This window comes from Ectothiorhodospira mobilis (assembly GCF_900114895.1).
In the GTDB taxonomy this organism is placed as follows: Bacteria; Pseudomonadota; Gammaproteobacteria; order Ectothiorhodospirales; family Ectothiorhodospiraceae; genus Ectothiorhodospira; species Ectothiorhodospira mobilis_A.
On sequence record NZ_FOUO01000006.1, the window covers coordinates 26,265 to 48,782 of the forward strand.

Here is a 22,518-nt window from a genome sequence, read left to right on the forward strand (position 1 = left end):
GCCATGGGTGTCAATCTCGGCGGCTGGGGATCTGTGGAAAAAGATGTGGATAACCTGGAAGCCCGGCAGTTAGACTTGAGGGTTTCCCCCACCCTTTTCCGCCAGGAGATCCGCCTTGGTCAGCAGCGCCTTGTGGCAACAGTGCGTGGCACGCCTCGAGAGCGAACTCTCGGAACAGCAGCTCAACACCTGGATCCGCCCCCTGCATGCCGTGGAGGAGGAAGGGGTGTTGCGGCTGCTGGCGCCGAACCGTTTCGTGCTGGACTGGGTGAAGGATCATTTCTTCCAGCGCATCGGCCAGGTGGTGACCGAGACCGCGGGGCATGACGACGTGCGCGTGAGCCTGGAGGTGGGCAGCGGCCGCAAGACCGCCTCCAGCCCACGGGCCCCGGAACGCCCCGATGCCGGTGCAACCCGTAGCGCCGAGGCCACGCGGGAGGCCGCCGATCCCCGGCCAGCGGCCAGTTCACCGCAGTTCACCAATAATCTCAATCCCAACTTCACCTTCGTGAACTTCGTCGAGGGCAAGTCCAACCAGCTGGCCCGGGCCGCCAGCCTGCAGGTGGCCAGTAATGTGGGCAAGGCCTACAACCCGCTGTTCCTCTATGGCGGTACGGGCCTGGGCAAGACCCACCTGATGCACGCCATCGGCAATGCCATGCTGGATCAGAACCCCGCCGCCAAGGTGGTGTATCTGCATTCCGAGCGCTTCGTGGCGGACATGATCAAGGCCTTGCAACACAACTCCATCGACGAGTTCAAGCGCTACTACCGTTCGGTGGATGCCCTGCTCATCGACGATATCCAGTTCTTCGCCGGCAAGGAGCGCTCCCAGGAGGAATTCTTCCACACCTTCAACGCCCTGCTGGAGAGCCAGCAGCAGGTGATCCTCACCTGTGACCGTTACCCCCGGGAGGTGGACGGCCTGGAGGACCGGCTCAAGTCCCGTTTCGGCTGGGGGCTGACCGTGGCCATCGAACCGGCGGAACTGGAGACACGGGTGGCCATCCTGCACCGCAAGGCGGAGGAATCGGGGGTGGAACTGCCCAATGAGGTGGCCTTCTTCGTGGCCAAGCGCATCCGCTCCAACATCCGCGAACTGGAGGGGGCCCTGCGCCGGGTGATCGCCAACGCCCATTTCACCGGCCGTCCCATCACCCTGGACTTCGCCAAGGAGGCCCTGCACGACCTGCTGGCCCTGCAGGACAAGCTGGTGACCATCGACAACATCCAGAAGACGGTGGCGGAGTACTACAAGATCCGGGTCTCGGACCTGCACTCCACCCGCCGCAGCCGCTCCATCACCCGCCCCAGACAGGTGGCCATGGCCCTGGCCAAGGAGCTCACCAGCCACAGCCTGCCCGAGATCGGCAAGGCCTTCGGCGGCCGGGACCACACCACGGTGATCCATGCCTGCCGTAAGGTGGAGGAATTGCGCGAATCCGATGCCCGCATCAACGAGGACTTCGTGAATCTGCTGCGCACGCTCACCAGCTGACGTGGGCAAGGCTGGGGATAACCTGTGACTGGGCGGAGGACGGGAAATGCGGGGTGGTGTTGTCCACAACCCACCCACAGCCTTTCGACTCCCTTCCCGACAGCCGGCGCACAGGGAAATTCACCTGCAAGTCATTGAAATAAAAAGGTAATTCAGGGATACCCACAACATGGGGACTGCCCTTATTACTATCATTGAAAAGATCAATACCTAATTAAAGACCAACACGGGGTGAAGCCGATGAGATTCAGCATCCAGAGGGAGACCCTCCTCAAGCCGCTGCAGCAGGTGATTGGGGCGGTGGAAAAGCGCCAGACCATGCCCATCCTGGGCAACGTCCTCCTCCGGGCCGGGGAGGACGGGTTGAGCCTGGTGGCCACGGACCTGGAAGTGGAATGGCTCGCCCATTGGGAACACGATGTGGAGGCCCCGGGGCAGACCACGGTTTCGGCGCGCAAGCTCCTGGACATCTGCCGCGCCCTGCCGGACGAGGCCAGTATCCAGTTGCGCCAGGAGGAGGACCGCCTGCTGGTGCAATCGGGCCGATCCCGTTTCCAACTGAGCACCCTGCCCGCGGAGGACTTTCCGGAACTGGAAGGGGTGAAGGGGGGGCTGACCCTGGAGCTTCCCCAACGGGATCTCCTGGAGCTGATGGATCGCACCTCCTTTGCCATGGCGATGCAGGATGTGCGCTACTACCTCAACGGTCTGATGCTGGAACTGGAGCGGGGCCGGGTCCGCTGCGTGGCCACCGACGGCCACCGGCTTTCCCTGTATGAGGTGGAGGCCGTCGTGGAGACGGAGCAGCCCCGTCAGGTGATCCTGCCCCGCAAGGGGGTAATGGAGCTCAGCCGCCTGTTGGAGCGGGTGGATGATCCGGTGCGCCTGGAGGTGGGCAGCAATCATCTGCGCGCCCACTTCTCCGGGGTACGCTTCACCTCCAAACTCATCGATGGCCGCTTCCCGGATTACCGGCGCGTGATCCCCCAGGAGGAGGGGCAGGTGATGAAGGTGGAGCGTGAGGTACTGCGCCAGGCCCTGAGCCGCACCGCCATCCTCTCCAACGAGAAGTACCGCGGCGTACGCATGGAGCTGACCCGGGATCGACTGGTACTCCAGGCCCACAATCCCGAACAGGAAGAGGCGGAGGAGGAACTGGAGGTGGAATACCAGGGCCCGGACCTGGAGATCGGTTTCAACGTCGGTTACCTCACCGATGTCATGGCCCACCTGGGAGGCGATGACGTCCGTATGGGCCTTCGGGATGCCGGTTCTTCTGTCCTGGTGAGGGACAGCGATTCCGAGCGGGCCCTCTACGTGGTCATGCCCATCCGGTTGTGATGTCGCGGCGGGTCGCGGTGCCGGTTGCCTGAGATGATCCTGCGCCGCCTGGATCTGCTGCACCTGCGCATCTTCGAACGGGTCCGCCTGGAGCCTTGCGCGGGGCTGAACGTGATCACCGGTCCCAACGCCTCCGGCAAGACCAGCCTGCTGGAGGGGATCCATCTCCTGGCCACGGGTCGTTCCTTTCGCACCGCCCGCATCGGCCCCGTGATCCGCCGGGGGGCCTCGGGGGTGATGGTGACAGGGCGTCTGGAGGGGGAGCGCGGTGAGTTGGTCCATCTGGGCATCCGCAAGGGGGAGCGGGGCACCCAGGCCCGTGTCCAGGGGCGCCGGGTGCGGGCCCAGACGGAGTTGGCCCGGCTCTTCCCCGTCCAGGCCATCCATCCCGACAGCCACGAACTCCTGGCCGGTCCCCCGGGGGAGCGCCGGGGGTTCCTGGATTGGGGCCTGTTCCATTCCGAGGAGGAGTACCTGCCCGTGCTGCAGGGCTACCGCCGCGCCCTGCAGCAGCGCAACGAGGCCCTGCGCCTCGGTTCACCGGACCGGGCCCTTTCGGCCTGGGAGCGGGAGATGGACCGCCATGGCCGGCAACTGGACGCCTTTCGACGCGATTATCTACTGGCCCTGGGAGAGACGGTCACCGACCTGCGCTCGCGTCTGCCCGTGGAGGGGGCATTGGAATGGCAGTACCGCCGCGGCTGGCGGGAGGAGGAATCCCTGGAAGAGGTCCTGGCCCGCGGCCGGGAACGGGAAAGGGAGATGGGCTATACCCTGTGGGGACCCCATCGCGCGGAGGTGATCTTTCGTCACGAGGGAGTCTCCCTCTCCCAGGAGGCCTCCCGGGGGCAGCAGAAGACGGCGGTACTGCTGCTGCGCCTGGCCCAGGTGGCCCTGCACCGCAGACGCACCACACGACCCGTGGTGGTCCTGGTGGACGATCTCGCCTCGGAACTGGACCCGGCCCGCTGTGCCGGTGCCCTGGATCTGCTGCGCCACCTGGGCTGCCAGGTCTTTGTCACCGCCATCCAGGGGGATTCCCTGGAGGTTTCCGGCTGGGAGGAGATCCGGATGTTCCACGTGGAACATGGGCAGCTCCGGGGGGCATGAGCCCTCATCCCATGCCATGGTCTGAGGGTCCACTACCCAGACCCCGGTCTGATCGGGCACCCGGAACCACCGCCTACCCTGCCCTGGATGCCTTGGGTTCCTCCCTTGTTCGGTCACCCCTTCCAGCCTCTGAAATCAGACTTCAAGGCAAGACTGGTGAATACATCCATGATCCTTTCGAGCCAGCGGCTAAAACCACGCCCCGATCAAAACCAAAGCAGCCGGTTGGGCGCAGGAAGGGCACTACTCGGTGAAAATGACCTCCAAAGAGGAACCCGGCAGGACAGCTGAGTGTGGGGGATGGGAGAGATGGGGCATATTTTACAATCGCGGCCCTGAATCCGGCGTATCGGAATCAGGATCCAGGAGATCCTTCTCTGTGGATTCCACTTTTAATTCATGGACTTGATGACGATCTGAATCCGTATCGCAAACCCGGTCGAAGATGATGGTTGCGAGACGCGAACAGGTGGCTTTAACCGCCTGCCAGTCATGCCAGCGAGGATCGAGGTTCTTGTACTCGCTGAGTTCGGTTTCTTCCAAGTCGTAGGGCAGCGCGTTGCCAAGTTGCACCTGCAACTGCTGTAGCGGCGATTCCCCGTTGTCCTGCTGGTAGAGCCTGTCGAACGATTGCAGCGCATTAGCAACGTTTTCATCGCCCATGTGATTGGCCAAGGCCACGAAGTCGAGGTAGTCTCGCGTGGCATTGCGCTTGAGGATCAGCACGCCCTTGATGCGCAGAATCTCACCTTCGGTTGGAACGGTGATTCGCGCACCGTGATAGTCCACCACCGCCGTTTCCAGCGGTTCGTCGCGGATAAGCTGACGAACGCCCGTCTCGATACCGTCGAGACTGCCAAGGATTTGCACGGGGCGCTGCACGCGAGCCGTTTTCCAGCCTGCGACCGACTCAAGCTCAGCCAGCACTTCATCGAAACGATGGCGCAGATCGGTCAGCACATGGTCGGCGTCACGGGAGAAACGATGCTCTGCATGGATTGCTGAGGCGGTTCCTCCGACCAGCACAGCATCCGGTAGGATGCGCTGGAGCCGTGCGGCAGAGGACAAAACGAGTTCCCAATCAGGCAGTGGCGCGGTGTGCTTCGACATAATGCATCCAGAAGTGATAGCGCTGCGCATAGGGATCGCTGAGATGAGGACGGCAAACCCGCTCCACCTTGTCCAGCAGTGCTGGATCGGACAGGACGGCCCGGCGCAGTTCTGCCCAGTCATCCCACCGCCCGCGTGAGATCACATCGTCGATGGCGGCGAGGGTGAATCGCTGATGGTTGAGGTGGCGATGGTGCATGGCGCCTTGGAATGCCTGAATCCGACCCAGGGAGACTGGATCTTTGGATTTTGGCACGTCCCGCCCAGCACGACCAGGGACGCACCCCGGGACTCCCGGACGATGGCTGGACCGGCTATACTCGAAACGACCGACGCGCCCATAAGGAACCACAAGAACCACGATCGAGGAGAATGCAACCATGGCTGGAGACACCCTGTTCTACGCCGGTCTGGCCGGTGCCCGGCAGGATCGGATCGACCGCCTGAAGCGGTACAACCGGGAACTGCAAGGCTACGTGGATTCTCTGGACGCACAAGTCCAGCAGTTGAATCAAGCATTGCAGAGTTGGCAGGAGGAGGCGGTGGAAGGAAGAGCCAGTGCTGGGGTTGCCCTTAAAGCATTCAAAGAAGTCACAGGGAAAACCGTACGGGAACACTTTGGCGATGCCGAAACCGATCGAAGGGTTGCCCTCGAAAGAGAAGATTACAAGAAATTTCAGGGGTTGAGATAATACTAGCGATGCTATTTGTCGCTGACGAACAGCATCAAGCATCACGCCCAATATTCCGCTGCGCCATCTGATTCCCCCCAGCCTGCGTCGGCACATGGGGGCCACCGCCCCCACCGCCTGAGCCGCCCCCGTTTCCACCACCACCGCTGCCCCCAGGCTTACGCGGGGAGGTGTCATCCTTATCACCCCCCAACCGGCCCATGGCCGCGCCGGTGAGGCGTTCGGTGGTGCTCCCGGCATGCTGAGCCATGCTGCGCACCTCGCCCTCGGCGCGGGTCGAACCCAGCGGGGAGACCCCAAACCCGATCCACTTCATCACATCATCGGCGGTATCGAAGATCAATTCGTGGGCCTTGTGGGAGATGATGATCACGAAGATGATCATAATGGTGTTGGTGAACAAAAAGCCCAGGATGGAGATCCACGAGGTGGAGTTCACCATGGCCTGATTGAAGGTGTCATACCCCTCCAGGATGAAGAAGGCCATGGCATGCATGAGCAGCATGGACGCGATCAGGCCGATGGTGAGCAGGATGGGCCGCAGCATCACGTTCAGCAGCAGCTGCCACCCCTGAAGGGCCCAGCGGCCCGCGAAGCCATCCTCCGTGGCATCCGCTGCATGGGCCGCCGCCCATAGCGGCGCGGCCAGAAGCGACTGGATCACCATCACCGCCCACCCCAGCACGGCCAGGGACCAGTACACGAACGGGATCACCGGGATGTAATAGGCCAGGGTGCCCCCCAGGCCAATGAGCCAAGCCGCCATGGCGATCAGGGCGCCCGCCGCGAAGCCAATCAAAGACCCCAATCCCGACACGGCGCCGGTGACCTTGTCCGCCACCCAACCCCAAACACTGCCTTTGGCGAACTCCGTGCCCGCCTTGAGCAAGGCACTCCCGACAATGACGCCGGTCCCCGCGCCGATCATCCACTGGCCGTAGGTCGCCAGGGACCGGATGGGGTCGTTTGCATGGGTGAGCGCCCCGGTGATGGTGTGGGCTTGGCTGCCGATGGAGTCGAACCAGACCTTCTCCACCAAGCCTTGGATTCTGCTCTCCCCGGGGGGGGGGGGAGCATTCCACCCCTACTTCAGAAGAATCCGTGAGCCCATGGACCGATTGCAGTCAGGGGATGTTCCACGTGGAACATCCCCCGCTAGCCCCCGTCCTTGCCGATCCCAACCCCCGCGGGGCGGGGCCCTGAAGTGATATAATGCGTCCTTTCACGTCAGGTCCAGCAGGTGTCCCATGACCGATCAGCCTTCCCGGTTATACGATTCTTCCAGCATCAAGGTCCTCAAGGGTCTGGATGCCGTGCGCAAGCGCCCCGGGATGTACATCGGGGACACCGATGACGGCACGGGGCTGCACCACATGGTCTTCGAGGTGGTGGACAACGCCATCGACGAGGCCCTGGCCGGCTACTGCAGCCGGATCCTGGTCACCATCCACAGCGACGGGTCCGTCAGCGTACGGGACGACGGCCGCGGCATCCCGGTGGATCTCCACGAGGAAGAGGGCCGTTCCGCCGCGGAGGTGATCATGACCGTGCTCCACGCCGGCGGGAAATTCGACGACAACTCCTACAAGGTGTCCGGCGGGCTCCATGGGGTGGGCGTGTCCGTGGTCAACGCCCTCTCCGAGACCCTGGAGATGACCATCTACCGCAACGGCAAGACCCACCGCCAGGTCTATCATATGGGGGTCCCGGAGGCGCCGCTGGCGGTGGTGGGGGAGACCGGGCAGACCGGGACCCTGATCCGCTTCAAGCCCAGCGAAGAGATCTTCAGCGACACGGAGTTCCACTACGATATCCTCTCCCGCCGGCTGCGGGAGCTCTCCTTCCTCAATTCCGGGGTGCGCATCGAGCTCTGCGACGAACGCGAGGAAGGTCGCCGGGACGTGTTCGAATACCAGGGGGGTATCCGCGCCTTCGTGGAGCACCTGAACCGCAACAAGAGCCCGCTGCACGGCAATGTCATCTACATGAACGCCGACCGGGATGGCATCGGGGTGGAGATCGCCCTGCAATGGAACGATGCCTACCAGGAGAACATCTTCTGCTACACCAACAACATCCCGCAGCGGGATGGCGGCACCCACCTGGCCGGCTTCCGCGCCGCCCTCACCCGCACCATGAATCAGTACATGGAGGCGGAGGGCATCCTCAAGCGGCAGAAGGTGGCCCCCACAGGGGATGACGCCCGGGAGGGGCTCACCGCCGTGCTCTCGGTGAAGGTGCCGGATCCCAAGTTCTCCTCCCAAACCAAGGACAAGCTGGTGTCCTCCGAGGTGAAGGGGGTGGTGGAATCGGTGATGGCCGAGGCGGTGCATGACTTCCTGCTGGAAAACCCCAACGAGGCCCGCATCATCACCGGCAAGATCACCGAGGCCGCCCGCGCCCGGGACGCCGCCCGCAAGGCGCGGGAGATGACCCGCCGCAAGGGGGCCCTGGATATCGCCGGGCTGCCGGGGAAGCTGGCGGACTGCCAGGAAAAGGATCCATCCCTGTCCGAACTGTTCATCGTGGAGGGAGATTCCGCGGGCGGGTCCGCCAAACAGGGCCGGGACCGGCGCACCCAGGCGGTGCTGCCTTTGAAGGGCAAGATCCTCAACGTGGAGAAGGCCCGCTTCGATAAGATGCTCTCCTCCGCCGAGGTGGGCACGCTCATCACCGCCCTGGGCTGCGGGATCGGCAAGGACGAGTTCGACCCGGACAAGCTGCGTTATCACCGCATCATCATCATGACCGACGCGGACGTGGACGGCTCCCATATCCGCACCCTGCTGCTCACCTTCTTCTACCGGCAGATGCCGGAGCTGGTGGCCCGGGGGCACATCTACATCGCCCAGCCGCCGCTGTACAAGATCCGCCGCGGCAAGCAGGAGTTCTACGTCAAGGATGAGCTGGAGATGACCAATCTCCTCCTCTCCCATGCCCTGGACGACGCCCGTCTGGTGGTGAGCCCGGATACCCCGCCCGTCAGCGGCCAGGCCCTGGAGGAACTGGCACGGCGCTACAACGGCGTCATGGCCGCCGTGGAGCGCCTGGGCCGCCGCTACGATCCCGTGCTGCTGGAGCGCATGGTGTTCGCCCGCCCCCTCACAGATGTGGCGCGCCAGGACCGCCAGGCCCTGGAGACCTGGTTCGGGGAGATCATGGCGGGACTGGACAGCGATGCCGCGGGTGCCACCCGCTACCGCATGGAGACCGCCGAGGACGAACGCGGCGGATTCCAGGTGGTGGTGACCCGCCTCATCCACGGCGCCGAGATCCGGGATGTCTTCGGCGGTGAATTCTTTGAATCCCCGGAGTTCCGCCTCATCCGCAGCCTTGCCGAGCGTCTGGACGGCCTGCTGGATGCGGGGGCCTATATCCAGCGGGGCGAGCGCCGCCACGAGGTGTCCAATTTCCAGGATGTGATGCAATGGCTGCTGGCGGAGGCCCGGCGCGGCCTCTCCATCCAGCGCTATAAGGGTCTGGGGGAGATGAACCCGGAACAGCTCTGGGAGACCACCATGAACGCCGAGAGCCGCCGCCTGCTGCAGGTGCAGGTGGAGGACGCCGTGCGCGCCGACGAGGTCTTCACCACCCTCATGGGGGATCACGTGGAGCCCCGGCGGGAGTTCATCGAGACCAACGCCCTCACCGCCTCCAACCTGGATATCTGACGGCTTGTCTTTGTAGTTTTATACAGTATCTGCCCCCGGCAGCGCGGTCCGGGGGCGGGGTCTCCCCTTCCCGCGCCACCTGGGGCACAATGGCCATGTACCCCACCCGGAGACTTCCCTGATGGATATCGGCGGTTACGTGATGCTCGGCCTGCTCGTGCTCATCGCCCTCTATGCCGTGCTCATCTACAACAACCTGGTGCAGCTCAAGCACGCCGTTTCCAAGGCCTGGTCCAACATCGAGGTGCTGCTCAAGCAGCGTCATGACGAACTGCCCAAGCTGGTGGAGGTCTGCCGCCAGTACATGGCCTACGAGAAGGAGACCCTGGACAGGGTCATGCGCGCCCGGGGCAGCGTCGCCCGGGCGCAGCAGCAGGGGGATCTGGCCTCCCTGGGGCGTGCCGAGGATGGCCTGCGCGCTGGCCTCGGCCAGCTCTTCGCCGTGGCCGAGGCCTATCCGGAACTGAAGGCGGATGGCCGCTTCCAGCACCTGGAGTCGCGTATCAGCGGCCTGGAGAACGCCATCGCCGACCGGCGCGAGTTCTACAACGAGTGCGTCAACCGCAACAACGTGCGCATCGAGCAGTTCCCGGACCTAGTGGTGGCCCACCTGCTGCGTTTCGGACCCTTCCAGCTCCTGGACTTCCCCGCCCACCAGACCCGGGATCCGGACATCCGCGCCCTGTTCGGCTAGGTCGCGCGGCGTGTCCGGGGAGCTCCTGGCGCTGGAGGCGCTGCTGGTGGCACTGATCCTCGGGTCCCTGGTTGCCTTTGTCACCGGCGCCCGGCGGTTGCGTCTGGTCGCCGACACCCCCACGGCACGCATCCGATCCGCTGCCCAGGGGCCCGTGGAACTCACGGGTCAGGCCGCCCTGCTCCCCGGCCCGCCCATCATCGCCCCGCTTTCCGGAACCCCTTGCGCCTGGTACGAATATCGTGTGGAACGTCGTCACCGGGGGAACAACGGCAACACCCGCTGGCGCACCGTCCATTCCGGACGTAGCAGCGATCTCTTCGCCCTGGACGATGATACCGGCCGCTGCGTGGTGGACCCGGAAGGGGCCCGGGTCCATACCCCCCACCGGGAACGCTGGCACGGCCACCGCGCGAATCCCCAGGCCGCCCCCCTCCCCGCCGCTCTGCTGGACGGGGGTCATTACCGCTATCTGGAGCGGCGCATCCACCCTGGCGATCCCCTCTACGCCCTGGGCCATTTCCGCAGCCATGGGGGGGCCGACCCCGGGCCATTGAAAGACGAGGTCACCGCCCTGCTGCGGGAGTGGAAGCGGGATGCCCGCCGCATGGCGGCCATCGACACGGACGGCGATGGGCAGGTGGACCTGGCGGAATGGGACCGGGCCCGGGAGATGGCCCAACGCCAGGCCCTGGAGGCCCGGGCCCAGCGCGCCCGGGAGCCCCAGGTGCATCTGCTCGGGCGTGGTCCCCAGCGGGGTATGCCCTACCTGCTCTCGGTATACCCGGAATCCCGGCTGCTGCGGGGTCTGCGCTGGCGTGCCCGCCTGGGGGCCGTGGGTTTTCTCAGCGGTATCGGCGGCCTGGCCTGGCTGTTGCTGGGCGGGGCCCAGGGTCTGGGGCTGCAGTGACCCAAGGCCAGGGTCCGGGCCGTCCTCCGGGCCGCGGCGCCGTGTTACATTAGCTGCACACTCAGGAACACCGATCCCGAACCGCGCCCATGACCAACCCCCTTCTCGAGATGCAGGACCTGCCCCCCTTCGGGGACATCCGTCCGGAACACGTGGAACCGGCCATCGACCGGGTGCTGGCGGACAACCGCGCCGCCATCCAGCGCCTCCTGGATCAGCCCGGCCCCTTCACCTGGGAGAACCTGGTGCATCACCTGGACCTGCTGGAGGACCGCCTGGAGCGCATCTGGTCCCCGGTGCGCCACATGAACGCCGTGGTCAACAGCGAGGCCCTGCGCGAAGCCTACAACCGCTGCCTGCCCAAGCTCTCGGACTACGCCACCGAGATGGGCCAGAATACCCGTCTGTTCCAGGCCTTCCAGTCCATTGCCCAGGGGCCGGAATTCCCCCGCCTGGAGCCTGCACAGCAGCGGGTGATCACCAACGCGCTGCGGGACTTCCACCTCAGCGGCGTGGATCTGCCCGAGGACAAGAAGGCCCGCTACAAGGCCATCGCCCAGGAGCTGTCCGCCCTCACCGCCCGTTTCGAGGAGAACGTCCTGGACGCCACCCAGGGCTGGCAACTGCGAATCACCGATCCCGGGCGCCTCTCGGGGCTGCCGGAATCGGCCCTGGACATGCTGCGCCAGAACGCCCGCCAGCGGGACCTGGAGGGGCATCTCGTCACCCTGGAGTTCCCCTCCTACTACGCGGTGATGACCTTCGCCGAGGACCGGGAACTGCGCCGCGAGGTGTACACCGCCTACGTCACCCGGGCCTCCGACCAGGGCCCCCACGACCGGCGCTTCGACAACTCCGAGGTGATGGAGCGTATCCTCGCCCTGCGCCACGAGGAGGCCCAGCTCCTGGGCTATCCCAGCTATGCCCACCTCTCCCTGGCCACCAAGATGGCCGACTCCCCGCAGGGGGTGGTCGCCTTCCTGGAGGACCTGGCCCGGCGCGCCGTGCCCGCGGCCCGGGGCGAACTGGATTCCCTGCAGGCCTTCGCCCGCACCCATCTGGGGCTGGACACCCTGGAGGCCTGGGACCTGTCCTTCGCCTCGGAGCGGCTGCGCCAGCACCTCTTCCAGCTCTCCCAGGAGGACCTGAAGCCCTACTTCCCGGTGGACCGGGTGCTGCAGGGCCTGTTCGACCTGGTGGAGCGCCTCTACCAGGTGCACATCCGCCCCGCCGACGGCGCCCCGGTATGGCATCCGGACGTGCGCTTCTTCGAGATCCAGGACCCGGACGGCCGGCCCCGGGCCTGGTTCTACCTGGACCTCTACGCCCGCAGCCACAAGCGGGGCGGGGCCTGGATGGATGACTGCCGCGGCCGCCTGCGGGATGGCGATCGCCTGCAGCTGCCCGTGGCCTACATGACCTGCAACTCCACGCCGCCGGTGGACGGCAAGCCGGCCCTGTTCACCCACGACGAGGTGCTCACCCTCTTCCACGAGTTCGGCCACGGCCTGCACCACATGCTCACCCGCGTGGACCATCCCGGCGTGGCCGGCATCAACGGCGTGGAATGGGATGCCGTGGAGCTGCCCAGCCAGTTCATGGAGAACTGGTGCTGGGAGCGGGAGGCCCTGGATCTCATCTCCGGCCACCACGAGACGGGGGAGCCCCTGCCCGCGGAACTGTTTGACAAGCTCACCGCCTCGCGTCACTTCCAGGCGGCCATGCAGATGGTGCGCCAGCTGGAATTCTCCCTGTTCGACATGCGCCTGCACGCGGAATACGACCCCGCCCTTGGCGGGCGCATCCAGGAGATCCTGGATGAGGTGCGCGAACAGGTGGCGGTGCTGCGGCCGCCGCAGTTCAACCGCTTTCAGCACGGCTTCTCCCATATCTTCGCCGGCGGCTATGCCGCCGGCTACTACAGCTACAAATGGGCCGAGGTGCTCTCCGCCGACGCCTTCGCCCGCTTCGAGGAGGAGGGCCTGTTCAATGGGCAGACGGGCCGGGATTTCCTCACCGGGATCCTGGAACAGGGGGGATCGCGTCCCGCCCTGGAGCTGTTCAAGGCCTTCCGCGGCCGGGAGCCGGAGATCGACGCGCTGCTGCGCCATTCGGGATTGGAAGCGGCATGAGGATCGCCACCTGGAACGTCAACTCCCTGAAGGTGCGCCTGCCCCAGGTGCTGGACTGGCTGGGGGAGCAGCAGCCGGACATCCTGGCGCTGCAGGAGACCAAGATGAAGGACGAGGCCTTCCCCGCCGGGGTCTTCCGGGAGATGGGCTACCATGCCCTGCACAGCGGCCAGCCCACCTACAACGGTGTCGCCCTCCTCTCCCGGGAGGCCCCCTTGGATGCGGTCACCGATCCCCCGGGGCTGGACTGCACCCAGCGCCGCCTGTTGGCGGCCAGCATCCAAGGGGTGCGGGTGGTGAACCTGTATGTGGTCAACGGCGCCGAGGTGGGATCGGAGAAGTACGCCTTCAAGCTGGACTGGCTGCGCCGGGTCCGGGACTTCCTGGAGGCGGAGCGGGAACGGCATGGGTCCCTGGTGGTGCTGGGGGACTTCAACATCGCCCCGGAAGACCGGGACGTGCACGATCCCGAGGCCTGGCATGAGCGCATCCTCTGCTCCACACCGGAGCGCCAGGCCCTGAAGGCGATCCAGGACCTGGGGTTGAGCGACGTCTTCCGCCGCTTCCAGCAGCCCGAGGGGCAGTACAGCTGGTGGGACTACCGCGCCGCCGGCTTCCGGCGCAACCGCGGCCTGCGCATCGACCTGATCCTGGCCAGCGAGCCCCTGGCCATGCGCTGCACCCGTGCCTGGATCGACGTGGCGCCGCGGCGTCTGGAACGGCCCTCGGACCATGCCCCCGTGGTGGCAGAATTCCAGGAGTGAGCCCGGCGCCATGAAATACCGTGACCTGCGCGAATTCATCCGGGGGCTGGAGGAGCGGGGCGAGTTGCGGCGCATCGCCGTGCCGGTGGATCCCCATCTGGAGATGACGGAGGTCTGTGACCGGGTGCTGCGGGCCGGCGGTCCCGCCCTGCTCTTCGAGCGTCCCAAGGGCCACCACATCCCCGTGCTGGCCAACCTGTTCGGCACCCCGCAGCGGGTGGCCCTGGGCATGGGGGAGGAATCCACCGAGGCCCTGCGGGAGGTGGGCCGGTTGCTGGCCTTCCTCAAGGAACCCGATCCGCCCCGGGGCCTGAAGGCCGCGTGGGACACCCTGCCGGTGCTGCGCAAGGTGCTGGACATGGCCCCCCGGCGGGTGCGTAACCCCGCCTGCCAGGAGGTGGTGCTGGAGGGGGATCAGGTGGACCTGGGGCGGCTGCCGGTGCAGCACTGCTGGCCCGGGGACGCCGCCCCCCTCATCACCTGGGGCCTGGTGGTGACCCGCGGCCCGCACCGGGAGCGGCAGAACATGGGCATCTACCGCCAGCAGGTGCTGGGGCCCGACCGGGTCATCATGCGCTGGCTCTCCCACCGCGGCGGGGCCCTGGATTTTCGCGACTGGCAGCAGGCCCGCCCCGGCGAGCCCTTCCCCGTGGCCGTGGTGCTGGGGGCCGATCCGGCCACCTTGCTCGCCGCCGTCACCCCCGTCCCCGACACCCTGTCGGAACACGCCTTCGCCGGCCTGCTGCGGGGCTCGCGCACCCACTTGGCCCGCTGCCTCGGCAATGACCTGCAGGTGCCGGCCACGGCGGAGATGGTCCTGGAGGGGGTGATCCATCCCGGGGATACCGCACCCGAGGGGCCCTTCGGCGATCACACCGGCTATTACAACGAGGTGGACCGCTTCCCGGTGTTCACGGTGGAGCGCATCACCCACCGCCGCGATCCCGTCTACCACAGCACCTACACCGGTCGCCCGCCGGACGAGCCGGCCATCCTGGGCATGGCCCTGAACGAGGTCTTCGTGCCCATCCTGGCCAAGCAGTTCCCGGAGATCATCGACTTCTACCTGCCGCCGGAGGGCTGCTCCTACCGCATGGCGGTGGTGCGCATGCGCAAGCAGTACCCCGGACACGCCCGCCGGGTGATGATGGGGATCTGGTCCTTCCTGCGCCAGTTCATGTACACCAAGTTCATCATCGTGGTGGACGAGGACATCGACGCCCGGGACTGGAAGGACGTCATCTGGGCCATGACCACCCGCATGGACCCGGCCCGGGACACCGTCACCGTGGAGCGCACCCCCATCGACTACCTGGACTTCGCCTCCCCCGTCTCCGGCCTGGGCTCGAAGATGGGCTTTGACGCTACCAACAAGTGGCCCGGGGAGACCGACCGGGAATGGGGCCGACCCATCGCCATGACCCCCGAGGTGAAGGCCCGGGTGGACGCCCTCTGGGGCGAACTGGGGCTCTGACCGCCGGATGCCCCGGCGCCGCCTTTGGGCGTGCCCGCCGATCAGCAGAAGGCCCAGCGTGTCGGCACATACCCCGTTTCTCGATCCCGCGCGGTACACTAAGGTTTACATGTATACCACACGGGGTGAGGTGGATGACCAAGCAAACAGCGGTACGGATCCCGGATGAGACCTATCAGCGGTTGCAGACGCTGGCGGCACGAACGGGGCGCACAGTGACCTACTACATCCGCGAGGCCATCGAGGAGCACTTGGAGGACCTGGAGGACATCTATCTGGCCGAGCAGACATTGGAGCGGCTGCGCCGGGGCGAGGAGCGTACCTATACGCTAGACGAGGTGGAGCGCGATCTTGGCTTGGCGGATTGAGCTCACGGAAGAGGCCAGGAAGCAGCTGCAGAAGCTGGGCCACGCGGAGGCGAAGCGGATCCGCGACTACCTGCGCCAGCGCATCGAGCCCCTGGACGATCCACGCCAGCTCGGCAAGGGGCTCAAGGGCCACCTGTCGGAGCTATGGCGCTACCGGGTGGGGGATTATCGCCTGATCTGCGAACTGCGCCAGGATGTGCTGGTGGTGCTGGTCGTGCGAATCGGACATCGCAAAGAAGTCTACCGATAAGAGGACGTATCCATGGGCACCCACTTGGTTTCAGTCCAAAGGAAGCGAAGGCGAGCATGTCCGGTGTGAAGAGACAACGAATCCTGCGGGAGGCCGCCTTCCTTCTGGCGGCCCTGCCCCCGGCCCTGATCCCGGCCTGGTTCCTGGGGCCTGGAACGGTGTCGTCCCTGGTATCCGCCCTGGTGGCGGCGGGCATCGTCCTACTGGCGGCCGACCGCCTGTTGCTGGCCCCCAGGGAGCGGGATCTGGAATGCCTGGCGCGGCGCGCCCGGGGGGAACACACCGGGACCGATCCGGCGGATCCGCGGGCGCAGGCGGTGCTTTTGCACCTGGACGGCTTTCGGGACATGACCCGGCGCCTGTCCCGCACCGGGACCCGCATCGCCGTCTCCGCCGCCGAGGTGGCCCATGCCTCCGCCAGCCTGGAGAAGCGCATGCATGCCCAGGTCTCCACCGTCAACGGCATCGCCGACGCCTCCTCGGAGATCTCCAGCACCCTGCACACCTCCGTGGAGAGCTCCGAGGCGGCGGCCCGTAGCGCCCGGCTCACCAACGACGCCAGCCAGGCCGGTCACGAGTGCGTTGAGGATGCCCAGCGCCACATGGAGGAGATGATGACCCGCATGGCGGAGGCCAGCCGTACCATGTCGGACCTGGAGGGCCGGGCCGCCGACATCCAGCGCATCACCGAGGTCATCAGCGGCATCGCCGAACAGACCAACCTGCTGGCCCTGAACGCGGCCATCGAGGCCGCCCGGGCCGGCAGCCAGGGCCGCGGCTTCGCCGTGGTGGCCGAGGAGGTGCGCAACCTGGCCAACCGCACCTCCTCGGCCACCGCCGAGATCGGCGAGATGGTCACCGTGATCCACGATCAGACCCACCAGGCCGCCGGCACCATCCAGCAACTGGTGGAGGCGGTGGAGGGCAGCGCCGGACGGGTGGCCTCGGTGGATGAACATCTGTCGGCCATCCTCGACCATTCCTCCGGCGCCGACAGCTGCATCCGCACGGTGGTGGAGGGGGCCGAGCAGAACCACGGCCATCTGGACGAGGTCACCCGTTCCATCCAGACCGTCAGCGGCCACCTGAAGGAGACGGAGAATGACATCGCCCATCTCAGCACCCAGGCGGACCACCTGGCCGAGCGGGCGGAGACCATCTACGAGCTTTTGGGGGACGTGGGCCTCGGATCGGTCCACGATGACGTGCGCCGGGAGGCGGAGGCGGCGGCCGCCGCCGTGGGCCGCGCCTTCGAGGAGGCCTGCGATCAGGGCCGCATCACCCTGGAGGATCTGTTCGACCGCGATTACCGGCCCATCCCCGATACCGACCCGGTGAAGTACAAGACGCGCTTTGACGACTTCACCGACCGCGTCCTGCCCCCCATCCAGGAGCCCATCCTGGAGCGCAACCCCTTCGTGGCCTTCGCCGGGGCGGTGGACGACCATGGCTACTTCCCCACCCACAACCGCCGCTACAGTCAGCCCCTCACCGGCGACTACCGCAAGGACCTGGCGGGCAACCGCACCAAGCGCATCTTCAGCGACCGCACCGGTTCGCGCTGCGGCAGCCACGAGAAGCCCTACCTGCTGCAGACCTACAAGCGCGACACCGGCGAGGTGATGCACGACCTGTCCGTGCCCATCTATGTGAAGGGCAGGCATTGGGGCGGCTTCAGGATCGGTTATCATGCCAGCGAGGACGACCACAGCGCCTGAGATCGTGGCCGCCCTCCTCCGACCCGACCCGGAAGCGGACCGATCATGTATTTCCCCAGCCTGGAATCCATCGCCACCCGGCAGGTGATCACCCTGCGGGGGGACTGCAGTGTGCACGAGGGGGCCCGTGCCATGGCCCGCTACGGCGTGCGCAACGTGGTCGTCCTTAGCGGGGACGGCGCATACCGGATCCTGGGCGCCGCGGACCTGGTGGCCCTGAAGACGGACGGCACCCCCTTCGACACCCCCCTGGCGTCCCTGGATCTGCCCCGGGTCCCCACCCTGCCCCCGGATGCGGACGTCCTGCAGGGCATCGCACACATGGGGGAGGGGGTGGGCTGTCTTTGCCTCACCGATGAACGGGGCACCCTGGTGGGCATCGTCAGCCGCACCGATCTGCTGTCGGGGATCGATCCGCAACTGCTCACCGAGAGCCAGGCCCTGTGGGAACTCATGGCCGGGACCCGCTTCCTGCAGGTGGCGGCGGGGGATCCGGTGCGCCACGTCTTTGCCCGCATGCGCGCCGGCGGTCACGATGCCGCCCTGGTCCTGCAGGGGGAAGAGCCCGCCGGCATCCTCACCCGTGGTGACACGGTGCGCCTGCTGGCAGAGGACGCCAGTCTGGATGAGCCCGTGTCCGGCGTCATGTCCACCCCCCTGCACACGGTGCCGGAATCGTTCACCATCCAGGAGGCCCTGGCCTTTGCCCGGGAGCATGGGCACAAACGCATCGTCGTGCGCCGCCGGGATGGCAGCCTGCTGGGGGTGGTGACCCAGAAATACCTCCTGGCCCTCTTCTATAACCGTTGGATCGGCTGGTTCCAGGCGCAGAACGAGGAGTTGCTGCACGCGCAGCGCGCCCTGCGGGCCGAGCGGGACCGCCTGGCCCTGGTGGCCGGGGCCCTGGCCGAGGGCCTGGTGGTGACCGATCCCGGCGGCTGCATCGAGCGCATCAATCCCGCCGCCGCCGCGCTCCTTGGGGTGGACGCTGGCGACCTGGTGGGCCGTCCCCTGGCCCAACTCGTTCCCGGGCTGTCCCACTGTGTCCAGGAATGCCCCGGTGGTCCCCACCACCCCCGATGCCCCAGCGGCCCCCTGGAGCTGCGCCGTGCCGACGCCTCGTGCATCCGCGTTCACCTGCGCTGCCGGCCCCTGATGGAGGCGGGGCGCTATGCCGGTGCCGTGGTCTTCCTGGACCGGGCCGGGGACGGGCCGCAGGCGTCGCCGTGAGGGGATGGCCGATGATCCATGCCCGGGCCTACAGCCTGCGCACCGCGGTCCTGGGCTTTGTCCTCGCCCCCCTGCTGGTGGTGATCCTGGCGGCCGGATGGTCCGGCCTGCGCACCCTGGAGGCGGGGATGGAGGCCCGCATGGAACAGGATATCGAACTGGTAGCCCGGTCCATCCATCTGCCCCTGCGGGAGGCCATGGCCCAGGGCCAGCGCGGGGACATCCAGCAGGCCCTGGATTCGGCCTTTCGCATCGATCAGGTCTACGGCGCCTATGTCTACGACGAGAACGGCGAGCTGGTGGCCGCCAGCGGTCCCCGCAGCCCCTCCATGGACCGGCGCCGGGAGGCGCGCGAGGCCACCGTCACCGGGACCCATGGGGCCTATGACGATCGGGACGGCGAGGAGCTCTACTCCTTCTTCATGCCGCTCATCGACGTGGGGGGCCGCATCCGTGGCCTGCTGCAGGTCACCCGCCAGGGCAGCGATTTCCATGCCGACCTGGCCCGGGTGCGTTTTCGCGCCCTGGTGGCCCTGGGTACGGTGACCCTCCTGCTGGTGGCCGTGGTGGTGGTGGGCCATCATCGCGCCGTGGGGCGGCATGTGGACCGCCTCGCCGCCGCCATGGTGCGTGTGGGCCGCGGCGAACGGGACCTGCGGGTCAGCGGCCGGGGCCCGCGGGAGCTGCAGGAACTGGCCCGGGCCCTGAACCGTATGCTGGAGGACATGCAGCGCTCCGCCACCGAACTGGAGGCCCGGCGGGCCGAGCAGGTGGCCCTCAGGGAGCGCCTGCGCCAGTCGGAGAAGCTGGCGGCCATTGGCCGCCTGGCGGCGGGTGTGGCCCACGAACTGGGCACCCCCCTGGGGGTGGTGGACGGCCAGGCGCAGCGGGCCCTGCGCCACGTGGAACCGCAGAGCCCGCCGCAGCGTGCCCTGGTGAAGATCCGCCGGGAGGTGGCGCGCATGGATGGCATCGTCCGCCAGCTCATGGACTTCGGACGCCACAATCCCCTGCGCAAGCGCCCGGAGGCCCTGGGGCGCCTGATCCAGGCCGCCGTTGCCCAGGTGCGGGCCGATCTGGAACAGAGCGGAACCCGGTTGGAGGGGGAGGATGCCCCCCCGGGACCGGTGATCCCCATGGACCGGGCCCGCCTGGAACAGGCCCTGGTCAACCTCCTGCGCAACGCCGTGCAGGCCACCCCCGGCGGCCGCGTGCGCCTCTCCTGGCGGGAGCGGGAGGATCGCGTCCTGGAGTTGCGGGTGGAAGACGATGGGCCCGGTATCGACCCGGATCACCGCAACCGCCTGTTCGAGCCGTTCTTCACCACCAAGTCCGTGGGCCAGGGCACCGGCCTGGGGCTGTCCGTGGCCCATGGCGCGGTCACGGAACATGGCGGTGAGATCTCCGTGGAGGACAGCCCCCTGGGAGGGGCATGCTTTGTGCTTGAGATCCCCATGGACCCGGCCTGATCCCCCGCCGTAGGAGGTCCCCGGCGGCGTCCAGGCCGTTCCCCAACCCAGGAGACCCCCGGAGGCCATGAACGAGAACCCGCACGCAACGATCCTGGTGGTGGAGGACGATCCCTCCCACCGGGACCTGGTGTCCGAGGAACTGCAGGATGCCGGCTGGACCGTACTCACCGCGGGCGATGTCCCGGATGCCCGCCATCTGTTGCAGGGTGGGGGCGTGGATCTGGTGCTGAGCGACCTGCGCCTGCCCGGGGAGGACGGCCTGGCCCTGTTGGAGGACTGCCGCCTGCACGCCCTGCCCCCGGCCTTCATCATGCTCACCGCCTTTGGCACCATCGCCCAGGCGGTGGAGGCCCTGAAGCAGGGGGCGGACGATTTTCTCACCAAGCCGGTGGACCTGGATCATCTGGTGATCGCCGTGCGCCGGGCCCTGCGCAACCGGCGGCTGCAGGCGGAGGTGGCCCGCTACCGGGAGATGCTCCAGGGGGATGACTTCCACGGTCTCATCGGCAGCAGTCCACCCATGCAGGCCCTCTACACCCGCATCCGTCAGCTGGCCGGGGCCGTGGGACCGGTGCTGGTCACCGGCGAGTCCGGCACCGGCAAGGAGCTGGTGGCTCGGGCCATCCATGCCGAGAGCCCTAGGGCCGAGGGCCCCTTTGTGGCCATCAACTGCGCCGGCATCCCCGGCGAACTCATGGAGAGCGAGCTCTTCGGCCACGCCGCCGGGGCCTTCAGCGGGGCGCGTCAGGCCCGCCGCGGGTTGTTCCAGGAGGCCCATGGCGGGACGCTGCTCCTGGATGAGATCGGTGAGATGCCCATGGCCATGCAGGCCAAGCTGCTGCGCCTGCTCCAGGACGGCCGGGTGCGTCCCGTGGGGAGCAACCGGGAGGTGGAGACGGACGTGCGCGTGGTGGCCGCCACCCACCGGGATCCCGCCGTCCTGATCCGGGAACAGTCCTTCCGCGAGGACCTGTATTACCGCCTGGAGACCTTTCGTCTGCACGTGCCGCCCCTGCGGCAGCGGGGGGACGACATCGAGCGCCTGGCGGCCCGCTTCCTGGCCCGCTTCGGTGCCGCCATGGACCGGCGCGTGGACGGCATCAGCCCGGAGGCCCTGCGGGCCCTGCATGCCTATGCCTTCCCCGGCAATGTGCGCGAGCTGACCAATCTCATCGAGCGGGCGGTCACCTTCTGCCGGGGGGATCAGATCCAGCTGCGGGACCTGCCCGATGCCGTCACCCGGCGGCCCCGGGACGGGGGCGCGGCGGCCTTCCCCTGGTCGCCGCAGGAGGATGCCCCCATGCCCACCCTGGCGGAGGTGGAGGATCGCTACATCCGCTGGGTGCTGCACCGCCTGGAGGGCAACAAGCGCCAGGCGGCGCGGGTGCTGGGGATCGGACGGCGCACCCTCTACCGTCGCCTGGAGGGGAGCGATCCGGAGGCGGACCCGGAGGACCCATCCTGAAAGGCGGGTCCCTGTGCCTTGAGCGCACGGGGTGAGATGGCGCATGTGCCTTAACGGCACAGCAGAATCCCCCCTGCGCGGGCCGCCAACGCCGCCCGGGGGCGCCCTGGCGTGGTCGTGGCCTGCATCCAATCCATGGCATGGACGCTGCAAGGTGATACGGTACCATCCAACCATCGAGGAGCATCCCTCATGAAGCGTCGTATCCTCCAGACCCTGCCCGCCACGGCCCTGTGCCTTGCCCTGGCCGGCCTCACCACCCCCGCAGTCGCCCAGCAGGCCCAGCAAGGCCAGCAGCAGCCCGGCATGGGGCAGCAGCAGATGGAGGTGGATCCCAATACCCTGGACACCTTCGTGGACGCCTTCGTGGCCGTGCAGGAGATCCGGGACGACTTCGCCAGCCGCCTGGAAGGGGTGGAGGACCAGTCCAAGGCCCAGGAACTGCAGCAGGCGGCCCAGGAGGAGATGATCAGCGCCGTCAAGGACCAGGGCATGAGTGTCGAGGAATACAACCGGGTGGCCATGTCCCTGCAGAACGATCCCGAGATGCTGCAGAAGGTGCAGGAGATGGCCCAGGAACGGATGTAATCCCTCCCGCAAGCACCGCGGCGGCCGGGTC

20 protein-coding genes are annotated in these 22,518 nt (G+C 67.1%); 17 read left to right on the top strand and 3 right to left on the bottom strand.

Features of this window, described 5'->3' with window-relative positions; translation table 11 throughout:
- Positions 1 to 115: 115 nt before the first annotated feature.
- The 3 genes from dnaA to recF all read left to right on the top strand — a co-directional run bounded on the left by dnaA (position 116) and on the right by recF (position 3,949).
- Positions 116 to 1,498 carry a chromosomal replication initiator protein DnaA gene (gene dnaA / locus BM214_RS06040; protein WP_090484543.1) on the top strand — a complete coding sequence of 461 codons (1,383 nt, stop codon included), beginning with the start codon at positions 116 to 118 and terminating at the stop codon, positions 1,496 to 1,498.
- 240 nt (positions 1,499 to 1,738) lie between these two features.
- A complete protein-coding gene (gene dnaN / locus BM214_RS06045; protein WP_090484545.1) occupies positions 1,739 to 2,839 on the top strand; it encodes a DNA polymerase III subunit beta in 1,101 nt (366 codons plus the stop codon).
- 33 nt (positions 2,840 to 2,872) lie between these two features.
- A complete protein-coding gene (gene recF / locus BM214_RS06050) occupies positions 2,873 to 3,949 on the top strand; it encodes a DNA replication/repair protein RecF (protein ID WP_090484546.1) in 1,077 nt (358 codons plus the stop codon).
- Positions 3,950 to 4,270: 321 nt separating this feature from the next.
- On the opposite strand, the gene BM214_RS06055 is transcribed toward recF, so the two are convergent.
- Positions 4,271 to 5,059 (bottom strand): nucleotidyl transferase AbiEii/AbiGii toxin family protein, encoded by a 789-nt coding sequence (locus tag BM214_RS06055; protein WP_244887868.1) that lies wholly within the window; start codon positions 5,057 to 5,059, stop codon positions 4,271 to 4,273.
- Positions 5,031 to 5,258 (bottom strand): hypothetical protein, encoded by a 228-nt coding sequence (locus BM214_RS06060; protein ID WP_090484550.1) that lies wholly within the window; start codon positions 5,256 to 5,258, stop codon positions 5,031 to 5,033. Before BM214_RS06060 ends, BM214_RS06055 begins: the two co-directional genes overlap by 29 nt.
- Before the next feature lie 181 nt (positions 5,259 to 5,439).
- Here BM214_RS06060 and BM214_RS06065 point away from each other — a divergent pair, with 181 nt between their 5' ends.
- Positions 5,440 to 5,751, top strand: a complete 312-nt coding sequence (locus BM214_RS06065) for a hypothetical protein (protein WP_090484552.1) — start codon at positions 5,440 to 5,442, stop codon at positions 5,749 to 5,751.
- A gap of 34 nt (positions 5,752 to 5,785) precedes the next feature.
- Here BM214_RS06065 and BM214_RS06070 read toward each other — a convergent pair whose 3' ends face one another.
- Positions 5,786 to 6,787, bottom strand: coding sequence for a DotA/TraY family protein (locus tag BM214_RS06070; protein ID WP_244887882.1), 1,002 nt, complete (start codon positions 6,785 to 6,787; stop codon positions 5,786 to 5,788).
- Positions 6,788 to 6,998: 211 nt separating this feature from the next.
- On the opposite strand from BM214_RS06070, the gene gyrB reads away from it, so the two are divergent.
- The 13 genes from gyrB (at position 6,999) to BM214_RS06135 (ending at position 22,487) form a co-directional block, all read left to right on the top strand.
- Complete coding sequence (gyrB, locus tag BM214_RS06075) at positions 6,999 to 9,422, top strand: DNA topoisomerase (ATP-hydrolyzing) subunit B (RefSeq protein ID WP_090484556.1); 2,424 nt, start codon at positions 6,999 to 7,001, stop codon at positions 9,420 to 9,422.
- A 121-nt stretch (positions 9,423 to 9,543) separates the two neighbouring features.
- The gene (locus tag BM214_RS06080) at positions 9,544 to 10,116 is read left to right on the top strand and encodes a LemA family protein (RefSeq protein WP_090484558.1); all 573 of its coding nucleotides are present in this window, start codon (positions 9,544 to 9,546) and stop codon (positions 10,114 to 10,116) included.
- Between the two features lie 10 nt (positions 10,117 to 10,126).
- Positions 10,127 to 11,026: a GIDE domain-containing protein gene (locus BM214_RS06085; RefSeq protein ID WP_090484560.1), complete on the top strand. Its 900-nt coding sequence runs from the start codon at positions 10,127 to 10,129 to the stop codon at positions 11,024 to 11,026.
- An 89-nt stretch (positions 11,027 to 11,115) separates the two neighbouring features.
- The gene (gene prlC / locus BM214_RS06090) at positions 11,116 to 13,158 is read left to right on the top strand and encodes an oligopeptidase A (RefSeq protein ID WP_090484562.1); all 2,043 of its coding nucleotides are present in this window, start codon (positions 11,116 to 11,118) and stop codon (positions 13,156 to 13,158) included.
- Positions 13,155 to 13,922: an exodeoxyribonuclease III gene (gene xth, locus BM214_RS06095; protein ID WP_090484564.1), complete on the top strand. Its 768-nt coding sequence runs from the start codon at positions 13,155 to 13,157 to the stop codon at positions 13,920 to 13,922. Before prlC ends, xth begins: the two co-directional genes overlap by 4 nt.
- 10 nt (positions 13,923 to 13,932) lie before the next feature.
- Positions 13,933 to 15,396 carry a 4-hydroxy-3-polyprenylbenzoate decarboxylase gene (ubiD, locus tag BM214_RS06100; protein ID WP_090484566.1) on the top strand — a complete coding sequence of 488 codons (1,464 nt, stop codon included), beginning with the start codon at positions 13,933 to 13,935 and terminating at the stop codon, positions 15,394 to 15,396.
- A gap of 134 nt (positions 15,397 to 15,530) precedes the next feature.
- Complete coding sequence (gene relB, locus BM214_RS06105) at positions 15,531 to 15,764, top strand: type II toxin-antitoxin system RelB family antitoxin (RefSeq protein WP_090484568.1); 234 nt, start codon at positions 15,531 to 15,533, stop codon at positions 15,762 to 15,764.
- Positions 15,748 to 16,014, top strand: a complete 267-nt coding sequence (locus BM214_RS06110) for a type II toxin-antitoxin system RelE family toxin (protein ID WP_090484570.1) — start codon at positions 15,748 to 15,750, stop codon at positions 16,012 to 16,014. The genes relB and BM214_RS06110 overlap by 17 nt, the downstream gene beginning before the upstream one ends.
- A gap of 65 nt (positions 16,015 to 16,079) precedes the next feature.
- A complete protein-coding gene (locus BM214_RS06115) occupies positions 16,080 to 17,732 on the top strand; it encodes a methyl-accepting chemotaxis protein (protein ID WP_244887869.1) in 1,653 nt (550 codons plus the stop codon).
- A 45-nt stretch (positions 17,733 to 17,777) separates the two neighbouring features.
- Complete coding sequence (locus BM214_RS06120; RefSeq protein WP_090484574.1) at positions 17,778 to 18,962, top strand: CBS domain-containing protein; 1,185 nt, start codon at positions 17,778 to 17,780, stop codon at positions 18,960 to 18,962.
- Positions 18,963 to 18,973: 11 nt separating this feature from the next.
- Positions 18,974 to 20,431 (top strand): ATP-binding protein, encoded by a 1,458-nt coding sequence (locus BM214_RS06125; RefSeq protein WP_090484576.1) that lies wholly within the window; start codon positions 18,974 to 18,976, stop codon positions 20,429 to 20,431.
- Between the two features lie 67 nt (positions 20,432 to 20,498).
- On the top strand, positions 20,499 to 21,899 hold the full coding sequence (locus BM214_RS06130) for a sigma-54-dependent transcriptional regulator (RefSeq protein ID WP_090484578.1): 1,401 nt from the start codon (positions 20,499 to 20,501) through the stop codon (positions 21,897 to 21,899).
- 192 nt (positions 21,900 to 22,091) lie between these two features.
- Positions 22,092 to 22,487 (top strand): DUF4168 domain-containing protein, encoded by a 396-nt coding sequence (locus BM214_RS06135; RefSeq protein ID WP_177217598.1) that lies wholly within the window; start codon positions 22,092 to 22,094, stop codon positions 22,485 to 22,487.
- Positions 22,488 to 22,518: the final 31 nt, after the last annotated feature.

What these genes read in the sequence shown, in the direction of transcription:
- dnaN (WP_090484545.1), top strand. Translation starts at nt 1,739, where the DNA reads ATGAGATTCAGCATCCAGAGGGAGACCCTCCTCAAGCCGCTGCAGCAG.
- recF (WP_090484546.1), top strand. Translation starts at nt 2,873, where the DNA reads ATGATCCTGCGCCGCCTGGATCTGCTGCACCTGCGCATCTTCGAACGG.
- BM214_RS06055 (WP_244887868.1), bottom strand. Translation starts at nt 5,059, where the DNA reads ATGTCGAAGCACACCGCGCCACTGCCTGATTGGGAACTCGTTTTGTCC.
- BM214_RS06060 (WP_090484550.1), bottom strand. Translation starts at nt 5,258, where the DNA reads ATGCACCATCGCCACCTCAACCATCAGCGATTCACCCTCGCCGCCATC.
- BM214_RS06065 (WP_090484552.1), top strand. Translation starts at nt 5,440, where the DNA reads ATGGCTGGAGACACCCTGTTCTACGCCGGTCTGGCCGGTGCCCGGCAG.
- gyrB (WP_090484556.1), top strand. Translation starts at nt 6,999, where the DNA reads ATGACCGATCAGCCTTCCCGGTTATACGATTCTTCCAGCATCAAGGTC.
- BM214_RS06080 (WP_090484558.1), top strand. Translation starts at nt 9,544, where the DNA reads ATGGATATCGGCGGTTACGTGATGCTCGGCCTGCTCGTGCTCATCGCC.
- prlC (WP_090484562.1), top strand. Translation starts at nt 11,116, where the DNA reads ATGACCAACCCCCTTCTCGAGATGCAGGACCTGCCCCCCTTCGGGGAC.
- xth (WP_090484564.1), top strand. Translation starts at nt 13,155, where the DNA reads ATGAGGATCGCCACCTGGAACGTCAACTCCCTGAAGGTGCGCCTGCCC.
- ubiD (WP_090484566.1), top strand. Translation starts at nt 13,933, where the DNA reads ATGAAATACCGTGACCTGCGCGAATTCATCCGGGGGCTGGAGGAGCGG.
- relB (WP_090484568.1), top strand. Translation starts at nt 15,531, where the DNA reads ATGACCAAGCAAACAGCGGTACGGATCCCGGATGAGACCTATCAGCGG.
- BM214_RS06120 (WP_090484574.1), top strand. Translation starts at nt 17,778, where the DNA reads ATGTATTTCCCCAGCCTGGAATCCATCGCCACCCGGCAGGTGATCACC.
- BM214_RS06125 (WP_090484576.1), top strand. Translation starts at nt 18,974, where the DNA reads ATGATCCATGCCCGGGCCTACAGCCTGCGCACCGCGGTCCTGGGCTTT.
- BM214_RS06130 (WP_090484578.1), top strand. Translation starts at nt 20,499, where the DNA reads ATGAACGAGAACCCGCACGCAACGATCCTGGTGGTGGAGGACGATCCC.
- BM214_RS06135 (WP_177217598.1), top strand. Translation starts at nt 22,092, where the DNA reads ATGAAGCGTCGTATCCTCCAGACCCTGCCCGCCACGGCCCTGTGCCTT.